Source organism: Bradyrhizobium sp. Cp5.3 (assembly GCF_000426265.1).
GTDB classification, from domain to species: domain Bacteria; phylum Pseudomonadota; class Alphaproteobacteria; order Rhizobiales; family Xanthobacteraceae; genus Bradyrhizobium; species Bradyrhizobium neotropicale.
The window spans coordinates 30,945-45,090 of sequence record NZ_AUFA01000001.1 but is presented as its reverse complement, the minus strand read 5'-3'; the positions used below and the strand labels follow the sequence as shown (position 1 = coordinate 45,090).

Genomic DNA, 14,146 nt, shown 5'->3' with positions numbered 1-14,146 from the left:
TGGCCGCGGCTTACAGCCGCTCCACGATCGTCACATTGGCCATGCCGCCGCCTTCGCACATGGTCTGCAGGCCGTAGCGCTTGCCGCGCTGGTGCAGGGCGTGCACCAGCGTCGTCATCAGCTTGGTGCCGGAGCCGCCGAGGGGATGGCCGAGAGCGATCGCGCCGCCATTGACGTTGAGACGCTCGGGATCGGCGCCGGTGGTCTTGAGCCACGCGGTCGGAACCGAGGCGAAGGCCTCGTTGACCTCGAACAGGTCGATGTCGCCGATCTTCATGCCGGCCTTCTCCAGCGCGCGCTTGGTGGCGTGCAACGGCGCGTCCAGCATGATCACGGGGTCGCCGCCCGTCATGGTCATGTGATGCACGCGCGCCAGCGGCTTGACGCCGAGCTGCTTCAGTCCGCGCTCGTTCACCACCAGGACGCCGGAGGCGCCGTCGCAGATCTGGCTGGCGCTCGCCGCGGTCAGCTTGCCGTTCTCAGCGATCAGCTTGACGCTCTTGATGCCGTCGAGGCTGGCGTCGAAGCGGATGCCCTCGTCGATGTGATGGGTGTCCTTGGAGCCGTCGGCGCGGGTGATCTCGAGCGGCACGATCTCCTTCTTGAAGTGGCCGGCCTGCGTCGCCGCGATCGCGCGCTGATGGCTGTTGTAGGAATATTCGTCGAGCTCATCCTTGGACAGGCCGTACTTCTCGGCCATCATCTCCGCGCCGGTGAACTGGCTGAATACGATGTTGCGATACTTGGTCTCGATGCCCGGGCTCTTGTAATTGCCAAAGCCGTTCTTGGCCGGGAGCTGCGAGGACAGGCCCATCGGCACGCGCGTCATCGATTCCACGCCGGCCGCGATCACCACGTCCATCGCGCCCGACATCACCGCCTGCGCGGCAAAGTGCAGCGCCTGCTGCGAGGAGCCGCACTGGCGGTCGATCGAGGTGCCCGGCACGCTCTCCGGCAGCTTCGAGGCCATCACCGCGTTGCGCGCGACGTTGTTGGACTGCTCGCCGACCTGCATGACGCAGCCCATGATCACGTCCTCGACCAGAGCGGGATCGACCTTGGTCCGGTCGACCAGCTCGTCGAGCACCTTCGCGGCGAGATCGGCCGGATGCCAGCCGGCGAGGCGGCCCCCCTTGCGCCCGCCCGCGGTACGCGCAGCGGCGACGATGTAAGCCTCGGCCATGTCGGTTTCTCCCTGGGATTTGTTCTGAAAGGGTTGGTTGTCGGGCGCGGATTAAAGGGGCGGACGATCATTTAGTCAATCGATCAATTAACTCTTGTGATGAGGCGCTGCTTGCGCTTATCTGCGCCCCACTCGCGGCGAGGACAGGGATCTCGTGACTACCAGCGTACCGACCAGGCTTCCGGCGACGAAGAATTCCACAGCGGAGAAGCTGCTGGTGGCAGCGAGCGAGCTGATGATCGAGCGCCACTCGATCGAGATCTCGCTGAGCGACATTGCGCAAAAGTCCGGCGCCAACGCCGCGCTGGTCAAATATCACTTCGGCAACAAGGACGGCCTGCTGCTGGCGCTGCTGGAACGCAACGCCGCGACCGAATTGTCCAATCTCGAATATCTGCTGGCGCAGCCGATCACGTCGACCGCGAAGCTGAAGCTGCATATCGGCGGCATCATCCGCGCCTATTACCGGTTCCCGTATATGAACCGGCTGATCCACTATCTCCTGCACGAGACCAAGCCGGAATGCGCGGACGCGGTCTCGAAATTCTTCGTGGCGCCGCTCCTGGACTTCCACCGCCGCTTGCTCGCCGACGGCGTCAGCCGCGGCGAGTTCCGCGCCACCGATCCGGTGCTGTTCTACACCAGCCTGATCGGCGCCTGCGATCACCTGTTCTTCGGCCGGCACGCGATGTCTCGCGCGATCGGCGTCGGCCCGGTCACCGACGAAGTTTGCCGGCAATACATCAAGCACATGGAAACGCTGATCTGCGGCGGCATCCTCACGCAAGCCGAGGAAGCCGTCGCGGCCGGATAATCCGGCCGAAGACGTTCAATCCAGAGACGTTCAAGTCCAGAGAAGAAACGCCCAAGGAAAGGTATTTTGCGATGCAGCTGAAAGACGTAGCCGTTCTCATCACCGGCGGTGGTTCGGGCCTTGGTGCCGCAACCGCCCGCGCCATGGCCGCCAAGGGCGCCAAGATCGGCGTGATCGACCAGAGCAAGGAAAACGCCGAGAAGGTCGCCGCTGAGGTGAAGGGCATCGCGCTGCACGCCGACGTCACCAGCGAGGAGCAGATCAAGGCGGCGATCGCGAAGGCGGAAGCCGCCCACGGCGTCGCGCGCGTGCTGATGAACTGCGCCGGCATCGGCGGCTCGCAGCGCATCGTCGGCCGCGACGGCGTCTACCCGCTGGAAAAGTTTGCGCGCATCATCAACGTCAACTTGATCGGCACCTTCAATTGCCTGCGCCTGTTCGCCGAACGCCTCGTGACTGCAGAACCCATTGGCGAAGAGCGCGGCGTCATCGTCAACACCGCTTCGGTCGCGGCTTACGAAGGCCAGATCGGACAGATCGCCTATTCGGCCTCGAAGGGCGGCGTCGTCGGCCTCACGCTGCCGGCCGCGCGCGATCTCGCGAGCCAGAAGATCCGCGTCAACACCATTGCGCCCGGCCTGTTCTTCACGCCGCTGCTGATGGGTCTGAACGAAGAGGCCCGCAAGAGCCTTGGCGCCCAGGTGCCGCATCCCTCGCGGCTCGGCGATGCCGCCGAGTACGGTTCGCTCGCCGTGCACATCGTCGAGAACCCGATGCTCAACGGCGAAACCATCCGCCTCGACGGCGCCATCCGCATGGCGCCGCGGTAAGGCGCTGTCTTCTTCCTTCTCCCCTTGTGGGAGAAGGTGGCATAGGCGGCCTTCGGCCGCCGTCCTTAAGAGAACGCCGAAGCAAAGCTTCGGCTATTGCGCCGGATGAGGGGTCTCTATCCGCGGCTGACCCCTCACCCAAGCGAATTCCTGGCTAGCGACGTACTTGCCCTCTCCCACAAGGGGAGAGGGCACAATAGCCGCCACCTCAAGCGCGGATGCAGGAGCGCTTTATGTCCCAACCGCTGCTGATCGAGCATGATGACGGCGTCGACCGGGTGACGCTCAATCGTCCTGAAAGCCTCAATGCGCTCGATCCGGCGCTGATCGACGCGCTCAACACCTACTTCCAGGGCCTCCAGCGCAACCGCGACACGCGCGTCGTCGTGCTGAAGGGCGCCGGCAAGAATTTCTGCGCGGGCCTCGATCTCAAGAATGCGATGGCCCGCCGGGCCGGCCAGCAGGAACCGCCCGGCGTCACCGAGTCGCTGGATTCGCAGCGGCGCATCGCCGACATCGTGATGCTGATGCGGCGCTGTCCGCAGCCGATCCTGGCGCTGGTGCAGGGCGCGGCGGCCGGCGGCGGCTTCGCGCTGGCGCTTGCCTCGGACATCCGCATCGCCACCAAGTCGGCCCGGATGAACTGCGCCTTCATCAAGCTCGGTCTTGGCGGCTGCGACATCGGCACCAGCTATTTCCTGCCGCGCCTCGTCGGCGTCTCCGTGGCGTCCGAGCTGATCCTCACGGGACGCTTCATCGGCGCCGAGCGTGCGCTTGCGGTCGGGCTCGTCTCCGAGGTCGTGGACGAAGACAAGCTCGACGACGCGGCCGAACCTTATGTCGACGCGATGATGACGGCCTCGCCCGTGGGCCTACGTCTGTCCAAGGAATGTCTCAACATGAGCGTCGATGCCGGATCGCTGGAGGCGGCGATCGCGATGGAGGACCGCAACCAGGTCCTGTGCAGCCGCTCCGAGGAATTTTCGGAAGGCATCAGGGCCTTCCTTGAGAAGCGAAAGCCTGTCTATATCAAGCGCTGAACGATGAAGATCCGCAAAGGACAATAATTCCGGGAGACGCAAAATGAGTGGGAGTGCGGCGGCGGTGATGACGAAGCCCGCCTTTCGCAAGGTCGAGTGGATCGCGCGCGACATCGATATCGAGCGCCGCGACGACGGCACTGTGGTGCTGATGTCGCGCATTCCGCTGCAGGCTTACGAGAAGCATCTTCCGGCCTCGCTCGCGAAATGGGCGAAGGAGGCGCCCGAGCGCATTTGGCTCGCACAGCGCGGCGGTCCGAAGCGCGAATGGCGAAAAGTCTCCTATGGCGAAGCCAAGCGCACGGTGGACGCGCTGACGCAAGCGCTGCTGAATCTCGAGCTCGAGGGTCGCCCGGTCGCGATCCTCTCCGGCAATTCGATCGAGCACGCGCTGATGACGCAGGCGGCGATGCAGGCGCGTTCGCCGGCGGCACCTGTCTCGCCCGCCTACTCCTTGATGAGCCACGATCACGTCAAGCTCAAATATTTGTTCGACCTGATCAAGCCGGCCGTCGTGATGGTGCAGGATGGTCCGACGTTCGAGAAGGCGCTGAAGGCGCTCGATCTCAGCGCTGTCACCGTCGTTCACGTCGTGCGGCCCTGTGACGGCATCAAGAGCGTCGGATTCGCCGAGCTCGCGGCAACGCCCGTGACCGCGGATGTCGAGGCGTCGATCGCGAAAATCACGCCTCAGACTGTCGGCAAGCTGCTCTTCACCTCCGGCTCGACCGGTATGCCCAAGGCCGTCATCAACACCCAGGAGATGATGTGCGCGAATGCGGCGATGATGATGCAGGTGCGGCCGCGCATACCGGGCGGCCCTCTGCCAACTATGCTCGACTGGATGCCCTGGAATCACACCATGGGCGGCAATGCGGCGTTCCATCCCGTTCTGGTCGATGGCGGCACGCTCTATATCGACGACGGCCGGCCGATGCCGGGCCAGTTTGAGGAGACGCTGCGCAATTTGCACGAGATCTCGCCGACCTATTACGCCAACGTGCCGGCCGGCTATGCCGCGCTTGCGGCGGCGATGGAGAAGGACGATGCGCTCTGCCGTTCCTTCTTCAAGAATCTCTCGATCATGGCCTATGGCGGCGCGCGGCTGCCGGACGATCTCTACGACCGCATGCAGGCGCTGGCAGTGAAGACCACCGGCGAGCGCATCGTGTTCTACACCGGCTGGGGCTCCACCGAGACCGCACCGACCTCGACCGGCACCTATTGGGACACCGAGCGCGTCGGCCTGATCGGCCTGCCGTTCCCCGGTGTCGAACTGAAGATGGTGCCCTGCGGTTCGAAGTATGAGCTGCGCCTGCGCGGCGTCAACGTCACGCCCGGCTATTTCGGACAGCCTGATCTCACGAAGAAGATGTTCGACGAGGAAGGTTTTTACTGCATCGGCGACGCCGGCATCTTTGTCGACGATGCGGACCCAGTGAAGGGCATCATCTTCGCCGGCCGCGTGGTGGAGGATTTCAAGCTCACCACCGGCACCTTCGTTCATGTCGGCTCGCTCCGTACTGATGCGATCGCCGCGGCCACGCCCGTCGTGCATGACGCGCTGGTCGCAGGACAGGATCGTGCCTTCATCGGCCTGCTCGCCTGGCCGAACCTGCACGCCTGCCGTCAGCTCGTTGGCAATCCGGAGCTGAGCTTCGCGGATGCGGTGAAGCATCCCGAGGTGATCGCCTGCTTCAGGCGCGGGCTGGAGACGCACAATAGGGAATGCGAGGGCGCGAGCAGCCGCATCATCGCGCGCGCGATGCTGATGGTCGAGCCGCCCTCGATCGACGGCAACGAGCTCACCGACAAGGGCTACATCAACCAGCGCGCCGGCCTCGAGCGCCGCGCGGCACTGGTGGAGCGGCTGTATGCGGACAAGCCGGATGAAGATGTGATCGTGCTGCGATGAACCGCTCCTCTCCCAACCACGTCATTCCGGGGCGCGACGAAGTCACGAGCCCGGAATCCATCGGGCCGCACATGTGCGGTGAAATGGATTCCGGGCTCGCCGCTTACGCGGCGCCCCGGAATGACGGCATCAATGAATGAGAACAAATAAGCAAAGGTAAGCCGCCATGAACTTCGATTTCTCTGACGATCAGAAACAGCTCCGCGATCAGGCGCGCAAGTTCCTCAGCGAAAAATGTTCGCCCAAGGCGGTACGCGTCGTGCTCGACGGCAAGGCGCCGTATGACAGCGATCTGTGGAAGGGCCTCGCCGAGATGGGCTTCCTCGGCGTCGCGATCCCCGAGGAATTCGGTGGCGCGGGTGCAGGCCATCTCGAGCTCTGCGTGATCGCGGAGGAGATGGGCCGCGCCAATGCGCCGGTGCCGTTCTCCTCGACGGTCTATCTCGCCGCCGAAGCGCTGCTGATCGCCGGCAGCGACGCGCAGAAGAAGAAGTGGCTGCCGGCGATCGCCTCGGGTGAGGCGATCGGAACGCTGGCGCTGTTCGAGGGCAAGGGCAATCCGTCGCCGAAGAACATCAAGCTCGCGGCCTCGAACGGCGTGCTCAATGGCGTCAAGAAGCCGATCGCCGACGGCGCGATCGCCAACTTCGCGGTCGTTGCTGCGCGCACGGGAGCGAGCGGACGTGATGGCGATATCTCGCTGTTCCTGGTCGATCTCAAGGCCGCCGGTGTCGAGGTGAAGAGTCTCACCAATCTCGATCCGACCCGCGGGCAGGCCGAGATCACGTTCAAAGATTGCAAGGCCGAGCCGCTCGGTGCGGTCGGCGAGGGCTGGAGCATCCTCACCCAGGTGCTCGACCGTGCCGCGGTGCTCTGCGCTTTCGAGCAAGTCGGCGGCGCCGACCGCGCGCTGGAGATGGGGCGCGACTACGCGCTCGACCGCATCGCCTTCGGCCGCCAGATCGGCTCGTTCCAGGCGGTCAAGCACATGCTGGCCGACATGTACGTTTCGGCGACGCTGGCTCGCTCGAACAGCTATTACGGCGCCTGGGCGCTCTCGACCAATGCGGCCGAACTGCCGGAGGCCGCCGCGGCTGCGCGCATCAGCGCGACGCAGGCGTTCCAGCACTGCGCCAAGAACAACATCCAGGTTCACGGCGGCATGGGCTTCACCTGGGAGTTCGACTGCCACATGTACTACCGCCGGGCGAATGCCATGGCGCTCGGGCTCGGCAGCCTGTCCTATTGGGAAGATCAGTTGATCGACCGCATGCGCAAGAAGAACGCGGCGTAACGACGGTCGTAGGATGGGTAGAGCGAAGCGAAACCCATCATCACGCGAAGGTTGGAAGAGATGGGTTTCGCTGCGCTCTACCCATCCTACAAGATGAACGGCGCGGCCGAGGACTGAGACGATGAACTTCGACGACACCCCGCAGGAAGCCGAATTCCGCGCCATCGCCCGCGCCTGGATCGCGGCCAACGCGCCCAAACAATATGAAGAGGAGCTGCGCAAATCCTCGCTCGGCCGCACGCAGCTCAAGAACGCCAACATTCTGGAGGTCGCAAAGGCCTGGCAGAAGAAAAAGGCCGAGGCGGGCTGGGCCTGCCTGCACTGGCCGAAAGAGTATGGCGGCCGCGGATCATCGCCGATCGAGCGGGTGATCTGGCAGCAGGAGGAGGGCCCGTTCGGCAAGCTCTCCCATATGTTCATCATCGGCCACGGCATGTGCGGACCGACCATGATGGCGTTCGCGCGCGAGGAGCATAAGCGCACATTTCTGCCACCGCTCGCCTCCGGCGAAAAAGTCTGGTGCCAGCTCTTCTCCGAACCGGCGGGCGGCTCTGACGTCGCGGGCCTGCGCACCCGCGCCGAGAAGGATGGCGACGACTGGGTGATCAACGGCCAGAAGATATGGACGTCGGGCGCGCATTATTCCGACTACGGCATTCTCCTGACGCGAACCGATCCCACCGTGCCCAAGCACAAGGGGCTCACCATGTTCTTCCTGGACATGAAGAGCCGGGGTGTCGAGGTGCGGCCGATCAAACAGGCGAGCGGTGCCTCCGACTTCAACGAGGTCTATTTCACCAATGTCCGCATTCCCGATCACCAGCGCCTCGGCGAGGTCAATGACGGCTGGAACGTCTCGCTGACCACGCTGATGAACGAGCGCATGTCGATCGGCGCGGGCGTGGCGACCGGCTTCCCCGAGCTGTTCGATTATTGCTCCAGCCTGATGCTGGAGGATGGCCCGGCGATCGAGAACGCAGCGGTGCGCTCGAAACTCGCGAACTGGGCGGTGAAGACGAGCGGGCTGAAATACACCAGCATGCGCGCGATCTCGGCGCTGTCGAAGGGCGAGCGGCCGGGGCCGGAAAACTCCATCGGCAAGCTGGTAGCGGGCTCGATGATCCAGGACGTCGCGACCTACGCGCTGGATCTGCAAGGCGCCGCTGGCGTGGTCAGCGGTCCCGAGGACGCCGAAGTCGCAGGCCGCTTTCAGGCGATGCTCTTGCGCGCGCCGGGCACGCGCGTCGAGGGCGGCACCGACGAGATCATGCGCAATATCATCGCCGAGCGCGTGCTCGGTCTGCCCGGCGACATCCGTGTCGACAAGGACGTGCCGTTCAACAAGATCCCGACGAAGGGAAGAGGTTAGAATAGTAGTGGGCAAAGGCGCCTAGCGCCGTGCCCACCAATTCTATCGAGAGCGAGAGAAGGTGGTGGGCACGCTTCGCTTTGCCCACCCTACGCACCAAGCAAGGATTGTGAGGTCCGCCATGAATTTCGATGATACGCCGCAGGAAGCCGCATTCCGCGAGACCGCGCGCAAATGGGTGGAGGCCAATGCGCCGAAGGAGCTGGAGGCTGAGCTGTCAAAATCCTCGCTCGGCCGCATCCGGCTTGCGAAGCATGACATCGTCGATATCGGCAAGGCCTGGCAGAAGAAGAAGTTCGAAGGCAACTGGGCCTGCCTGCACTGGCCGAAGGAATATGGCGGTCGTGGCGCCACTCCGATCGAGCGCGTGATCTGGCAGCAGGAGGAGGGCGTCTATGGCAAGCTGACGCAGCCGTTCCAGATCGGCGAGGGCATGTGCGGCCCGACCGTGATGGCCTGGGGCAGCGAGGATGCCAAGCGCCGCTATCTGCCGAAGCTCGCTTCGGGTGAGGAGATCTGGTGTCAGCTCTTCTCCGAGCCGTCCGCCGGCTCGGACCTCGCCGGCCTGCGCACCCGTGCGGAGAAGAAGGGCGACAACTGGATCGTCAACGGACAGAAGATCTGGACCTCGGGCGCGCACTATTCCGACTATGGCCTGCTGATCGCGCGCACCGATCCGAACGTGCCCAAGCACAAGGGTCTCACCATGTTCTTCCTGGACATGAAGAGCCCGGGCGTCGAGGTCCGCCCGATCAAACAGGCCAACGGCATGCAGGAGTTCAACGAGGTGTATTTCACCGACGTGGTGATCCCCGACAGCCAGCGGCTCGGTGCCGTCGGCGAGGGCTGGAGCGTCTCGCTGACCACGCTGATGAACGAGCGCATGTCGATCGGCGCGCGGCTTGCGACCGGCGTGCCCGAGCTGTTCGAGTTCTGCTCCAACCTGATGCTGGAGGATGGGCTTGCCATCGACGATCCCTCCGTGCGCTCGAAGCTTGCGAGCTGGGCGGTGAAATCGAGCGGGCTGAAATACACCAGCTACCGCGCGATCTCGGCGCTGTCGAAGGGCGAGCGGCCGGGGCCGGAGAATTCGATCGGCAAGCTGGTCTCGGGCATGATGCTCCAGGACATCGCGACCTACGCGATGGACCTCCAGGGCGCGGCCGGCGTTCTCACGGGAACGGACGAGGAGACGGTGCAGGGCCAGTTCCAGCAGATGCTGCTGTCCTCGCCCTCGATGCGCATTGCCGGCGGCACCGACGAGATCCTGCGCAACATCATCGCCGAGCGGGTGTTGGGCCTGCCCGGCGACATCCGCGTCGACAAGGACGTGCCGTATAACAAGATCCCGACGAAGGGGCGTTGATTTGGAATCGTAGGGTGGGTTACGCCTTCGGCTAACCCACCCTACGGAAGACAAAGGACGCGCCATGGACGCCAAATCGCCCAACGCCCGCTACGCCACCGAGGACCGCATCGGCGTGCTCGAAGAACTCCTCAACGAGCGCTACTCCGTGCGCGCCTTTCTCCCCAAGGAAGTCGATCGCGCGACAATCGAGCATGTGCTGCGGACCGCGCAGCGCACCGCGTCATGGTGCAACAGCCAGCCCTGGCAGGTGCTGATCGCCAGCGGTGCGGCGAAGGAACGCTTTCGCAAGGCGATCTACGCGGAGGCGGGGGCCGGTGCCAAGGACGACCATGACTTCACGCCGCCGCGCGAATATGTCGGCGTCTATCTCGATCGCCGCCGCGAGAGCGGTTTTCAGCTCTACAACACGCTGGGCATCGCCCGTGGTGACAAAGCCGCTTACGCCAAGCAGGCGCTGGAAAATTACAATTTCTTCGGCGCGCCGCATGTGGCGATCATTCACACCAACGAGCCGCTCGGCATCTACGGTGCGATCGACTGCGGTGCCTATGTCAGCAATTTCATGCTGGCGGCGCAGGCGCTCGGGCTCGGCACCATTCCGCAGGCTGCGCTTGCGCGCCACTCCGGCCTGATCCGGCGTCACTTCAACCTGCCCGACGATCGCCGCGTCGTCTGCGGCATCTCGTTCGGCTATGCCGATCATGCTCACAGGGTCAACAGCTACCGCACCTCACGCGCCAGCGTTGCGGAGACGGTGACGTTCTTGGACGAGTGATATTCTCTCCACGTCGTCATTGCGAGCGCAGCGAAGCAATCCAGAATCCCAACGAGGAGACGTCTCTGGATTGCTTCGCTACGCTCGCAATGACGGATTGGAAACGATGTGCTTTCAAACTCTCCGTGGGCCGCGGAGCGATTCGAACCCGTTCACAATGAAAACCCCGATCGCAAAGCGACCGGGGCTTATCATGGATGCGAGATCTCAGTAGATCCCGTACGCGCAGACGTTCACGACGCGAACGCGCAGGCCGTGGCGGGTCTGGATGACGCGCTCCTGGTAGCAGTTGCTGACGCCGGTGTTGACATAGAGGCCGCCATAACCCCAGCCCCAGCCGGGACCCCAGTGATGGTGGAAGCCGTGGGCCGATGCGGCGGTGGGCACGAGAGCGGCAGCGCCGAGCGAGCCGGCAGCGATCAGACCGAGTGCAAGCTTACGAAACATCTTCATTCTCCAGTTGGCGCGAGGCCGTTGTTGTGTCCCTGCATCTCGGTCGAGCTGAGCTGCAAATGCGTTCACGCCGTGCCGGGAGAATCGTGTTTCAGGATTGTTTCGTCGGCCGCGTCGGATGGTAAACCGTCAGGCCTTTCGCGTCGCCCGGGCGGTGGCGCGCGACGATCGATAGCGAGCTGCCATGGCTTGTGTGAGCTGGATCATCTTCGCGCGCAGCTCCGCCGGCTCCAGTACCTCGGCCTCGGGCCCGAGCCGCAACAATTCTGCGGCAGCGTGCCACACCGTCTTGCCGATCGGCACATGAGCGATGCGCCAGCCGTCTGCGTCGATCGTCTCCTCGAGACGCGTGCGCGCCTTGACGTAAGGCTGGCTCAGCGCGTCGAGGAGCTTCACGCCGAACGGCGACAGCCGCACGGTCGCGACATCGGGATGCAGCTCGGCCTCGAGCCTCAGCGTCGCAGCCTGCCAATAGGCGGCAAGACCAAAATTGGCGGGACGGTCGAAACGATCCGAAAGCACGGTGCAGTCGAGCACGCGCGCGACGCGATAGGTGCGCACGCTGCCGTCGACCTCGCCGGCGAGATACCAGCTGCCAGCCTTCAGCACGAGGCCGAGCGGTGCGACGCGACGCTGCTTCTTCGCCCGCCAGCTCTGATAGCGGATCTTGATCAGCGTTCCCTGGAGCAACGCGCCGGCGATGGCGCGCAGATGTTTCGGCTCCTCGGCCTCGCCGAACCAGCCCGGCGCATCCAGATGGAAGCGCTCCTGCATCCGGCCGGCGTCCTGCCGCAGGCTCGCGGGGAGTGCCGCCATCAGCTTGGTCTGTGCGGCCATCATCGCGGCATCGAGCCCGAGTGCGGCTGCCGGGCCGGGCAACCCGGTGAGGAACAGCGCCTCCGCTTCGCTCTGCGACAACCCATTGAGCCGCACCCGGTAGCCGTCGAGCAGGCGATAGCCGCCCTCCGCGCCGCGGTCGGCATAGACGGGCACGCCGGCGGCCGCGAGCGCATCGATGTCGCGATAGATGGTGCGCACCGACACCTCGCAGGCGTCCGCGAGCTCAGGTGCAGTGACCTGCCCTCTCGCCTGAAGGGTGGTGAGGATCGATAGCAGCCGGCTCGCGCGCATGGTCCCATAAACCATACCTGACACAGGATGTCAGGTATGGTCCGGTAGAGAGACGCCATCGCAGACGGCCAGCCGGAGACTGCCATGACCGATCCGAACCGCATCATCCTCTATTATGCGCCGCAAAGCCGCGCCACGGGCACGCGGGTGCTGCTGGAGGAGCTGGGCGCGCCCTACGATCTCCACGTCCTCAACATGAAGGCGGGCGAGCAGCGCAGGCCCGCCTATCTCGCCATCAATCCGCTCGGCAAGGTGCCGGCGATCCGTCACGGCGAGGCGCTGGTGACCGAGCAGGTCGCGATCTACATCTATCTCGCCGACCTGTACCCACAGGCGGGCCTCGCACCCGCGCTGAGCGATCCCTTGCGCGGTCCCTATCTGCGCTGGATCGCCTATTACGGCTCGTCGTTCGAGCCGGCGCTGATCGACAAATTCATGCGGCGCGAGCCCGCGCCGATCACACAGTCGCCCTATGCCGATTACGACACCATGCTGGGCGCGCTCGAAGCGCAACTGTCCAGGGGGCCGTATCTCCTGGGCGAACGCATGACGGCGGCCGATATTCTTTGGGGCGTGGCGTTCAACTGGACGATGATGTTCGGTATCGTGCCGAAGAAAGACGTCTTCGTCCGCTATTCCGAGCGCATCACGTCGCGACCTGCGTTCCTGCGGATCAATGCGGCCGATGATGAGATGGCGGCGCAGCATGCCGCTGTCGCCGGGGAATGAACAAGTCGGGTCTTCGCATGACAAAGCCGATCCATACGACCAACTGTTTCGACACCTTCATCCAGGTCGCCGAAGACTGTCCGGCGCGCGCGGGCGAGGAGCCACCGCCGCGCGCAGGACGGCCGACCGTGGCCGGCCTGCAATACGCGATGGTCGCGAAGGCGCCTTACAGATACACGTCGGACGACGTGATCTTCGCGACCTCCGCGCCGGGGCGCGAACTCGATGCAAAGGCAACGAAGGCGGAGAAAAGCGCCGCCCGGGCGGCGTTCTTCTCGCGCGGGCAAGCCTGCATGCGCGCCTCAAGCCTCGGCAAGCGCTTCGGCTGGGGCGTGCATGCCGACAGCGAAGGCCGCATCGCGATCTACGCCGTCGACAGCAAGCGCTACCAGACGCTGGCGCGCGATCCGAAGCTCACGCAGGTGCGCGCGATGCGGTCGAAGCGGGGGTGATCCTCAAAACCTCGGCGGCCGCTTCTCCGCGAACGCCTTGATGCCTTCCTTGATCTCGTCGCCGCGCATGCTGTCGCGGTGGCGCTGGTCGGCGGCCAGCTCATCGAGCTCGCCGCGGGCGAATTCGTTGATGGCGCGCTTCATGCCGCGCATGGCGTTCGGCGCGTTGCCGGCGAGGATCGTCGCGAGCTTGTCGACTTCCTCGTCCAGCGTTTCCTCCGGCACCATGTCGGTGAGATAGCCGATCCGCAGCATCTCCGGCGCGCTGATCCTCGTGGCGGTCAGGAACAGTTTCTTGGCGTTGTCGACGCCGAGCCGCGTGACGTAGCGTTTGATGCCGCTCTTGTAATAGTGCAGCCCGAGCCGCGCCGCAGGCATGAACATCTCGGCGGTGTCGACGCCGATGCGGAAATCGCAGGCGAGCGCGAGGTCGGTCGAGCCGCCATAGACACCGCCATTGAGCCGGCAGATCGTCGGTACGCCGAGATCCTCCAGCCGGTTGACGACGACCTCGAACGCCGAGCCCGCGCTCTGCTGCTCCTTGGCGCTGACCGCGCGCTCGGCCACCGAGTTGAGGTCGTAGCCTGCGGAAAAGGCGCGACCGGTGCCGGTCAGCACCAGAACGCGGATCGCGGGATCCGCCTCGATCCGGTCGAACAGTTGCATGAGCTCGTCGAGGTCCTCCGCCTGGAGCCGGTTGAGATGTTTCGGGCGGTTGAGGCGGATGGTGGCGCGGGCGCCGGTGATTTCGAGCACGGGGCCGCTGGCCGCGTCGGCTGTGTCCGACATTCT

At 64.7% G+C, this 14,146-nt stretch carries 14 protein-coding genes; 10 read left to right on the top strand and 4 right to left on the bottom strand.

Annotation, left to right across the window (positions count from 1 at the left end):
• Positions 1–10: 10 nt before the first annotated feature.
• Positions 11–1,183, bottom strand: a complete 1,173-nt coding sequence (locus K289_RS0100220) for an acetyl-CoA C-acetyltransferase (protein ID WP_027549591.1) — start codon at positions 1,181–1,183, stop codon at positions 11–13.
• A 154-nt stretch (positions 1,184–1,337) separates the two neighbouring features.
• On the opposite strand from K289_RS0100220, the gene K289_RS0100215 reads away from it, so the two are divergent.
• The 8 genes from K289_RS0100215 (at position 1,338) to K289_RS0100180 (ending at position 10,589) form a co-directional block, all read left to right on the top strand.
• Positions 1,338–1,997: a TetR family transcriptional regulator gene (locus K289_RS0100215; protein WP_027549590.1), complete on the top strand. Its 660-nt coding sequence runs from the start codon at positions 1,338–1,340 to the stop codon at positions 1,995–1,997.
• Between the two features lie 71 nt (positions 1,998–2,068).
• Positions 2,069–2,827 (top strand): SDR family NAD(P)-dependent oxidoreductase, encoded by a 759-nt coding sequence (locus K289_RS0100210; RefSeq protein ID WP_027549589.1) that lies wholly within the window; start codon positions 2,069–2,071, stop codon positions 2,825–2,827.
• 233 nt (positions 2,828–3,060) lie between these two features.
• Positions 3,061–3,867: an enoyl-CoA hydratase/isomerase family protein gene (locus K289_RS0100205; protein ID WP_027549588.1), complete on the top strand. Its 807-nt coding sequence runs from the start codon at positions 3,061–3,063 to the stop codon at positions 3,865–3,867.
• A 43-nt stretch (positions 3,868–3,910) separates the two neighbouring features.
• Positions 3,911–5,782: an AMP-binding protein gene (locus K289_RS0100200; protein ID WP_027549587.1), complete on the top strand. Its 1,872-nt coding sequence runs from the start codon at positions 3,911–3,913 to the stop codon at positions 5,780–5,782.
• Positions 5,783–5,948: 166 nt separating this feature from the next.
• The gene (locus K289_RS0100195; protein ID WP_027549586.1) at positions 5,949–7,076 is read left to right on the top strand and encodes an acyl-CoA dehydrogenase family protein; all 1,128 of its coding nucleotides are present in this window, start codon (positions 5,949–5,951) and stop codon (positions 7,074–7,076) included.
• 121 nt (positions 7,077–7,197) lie between these two features.
• Positions 7,198–8,445 carry an acyl-CoA dehydrogenase gene (locus K289_RS0100190; RefSeq protein WP_027549585.1) on the top strand — a complete coding sequence of 416 codons (1,248 nt, stop codon included), beginning with the start codon at positions 7,198–7,200 and terminating at the stop codon, positions 8,443–8,445.
• A gap of 121 nt (positions 8,446–8,566) precedes the next feature.
• Complete coding sequence (locus K289_RS0100185; protein WP_027549584.1) at positions 8,567–9,811, top strand: acyl-CoA dehydrogenase; 1,245 nt, start codon at positions 8,567–8,569, stop codon at positions 9,809–9,811.
• A 64-nt stretch (positions 9,812–9,875) separates the two neighbouring features.
• Entirely contained in the window at positions 9,876–10,589 is a 714-nt protein-coding gene (locus K289_RS0100180; protein ID WP_035683516.1) for a nitroreductase, read from the top strand.
• Positions 10,590–10,796: 207 nt separating this feature from the next.
• Here the strand turns inward: K289_RS0100180 and K289_RS0100175 are convergent, their stop codons facing one another.
• Both K289_RS0100175 and K289_RS0100170 read right to left on the bottom strand, forming a co-directional pair.
• Entirely contained in the window at positions 10,797–11,036 is a 240-nt protein-coding gene (locus tag K289_RS0100175) for a hypothetical protein (RefSeq protein ID WP_027549582.1), read from the bottom strand.
• 135 nt (positions 11,037–11,171) lie between these two features.
• A complete protein-coding gene (locus K289_RS0100170) occupies positions 11,172–12,173 on the bottom strand; it encodes a YafY family protein (RefSeq protein WP_027549581.1) in 1,002 nt (333 codons plus the stop codon).
• An 84-nt stretch (positions 12,174–12,257) separates the two neighbouring features.
• Between K289_RS0100170 and K289_RS0100165 the strand changes: the two genes are divergently transcribed.
• Both K289_RS0100165 and K289_RS0100160 read left to right on the top strand, forming a co-directional pair.
• Entirely contained in the window at positions 12,258–12,902 is a 645-nt protein-coding gene (locus K289_RS0100165) for a glutathione S-transferase family protein (protein WP_027549580.1), read from the top strand.
• 17 nt (positions 12,903–12,919) lie between these two features.
• On the top strand, positions 12,920–13,354 hold the full coding sequence (locus tag K289_RS0100160; RefSeq protein ID WP_027549579.1) for a DUF6157 family protein: 435 nt from the start codon (positions 12,920–12,922) through the stop codon (positions 13,352–13,354).
• Positions 13,355–13,357: 3 nt separating this feature from the next.
• Here K289_RS0100160 and K289_RS0100155 read toward each other — a convergent pair whose 3' ends face one another.
• Positions 13,358–14,143 carry an enoyl-CoA hydratase/isomerase family protein gene (locus K289_RS0100155; RefSeq protein WP_027549578.1) on the bottom strand — a complete coding sequence of 262 codons (786 nt, stop codon included), beginning with the start codon at positions 14,141–14,143 and terminating at the stop codon, positions 13,358–13,360.
• Positions 14,144–14,146: the final 3 nt, after the last annotated feature.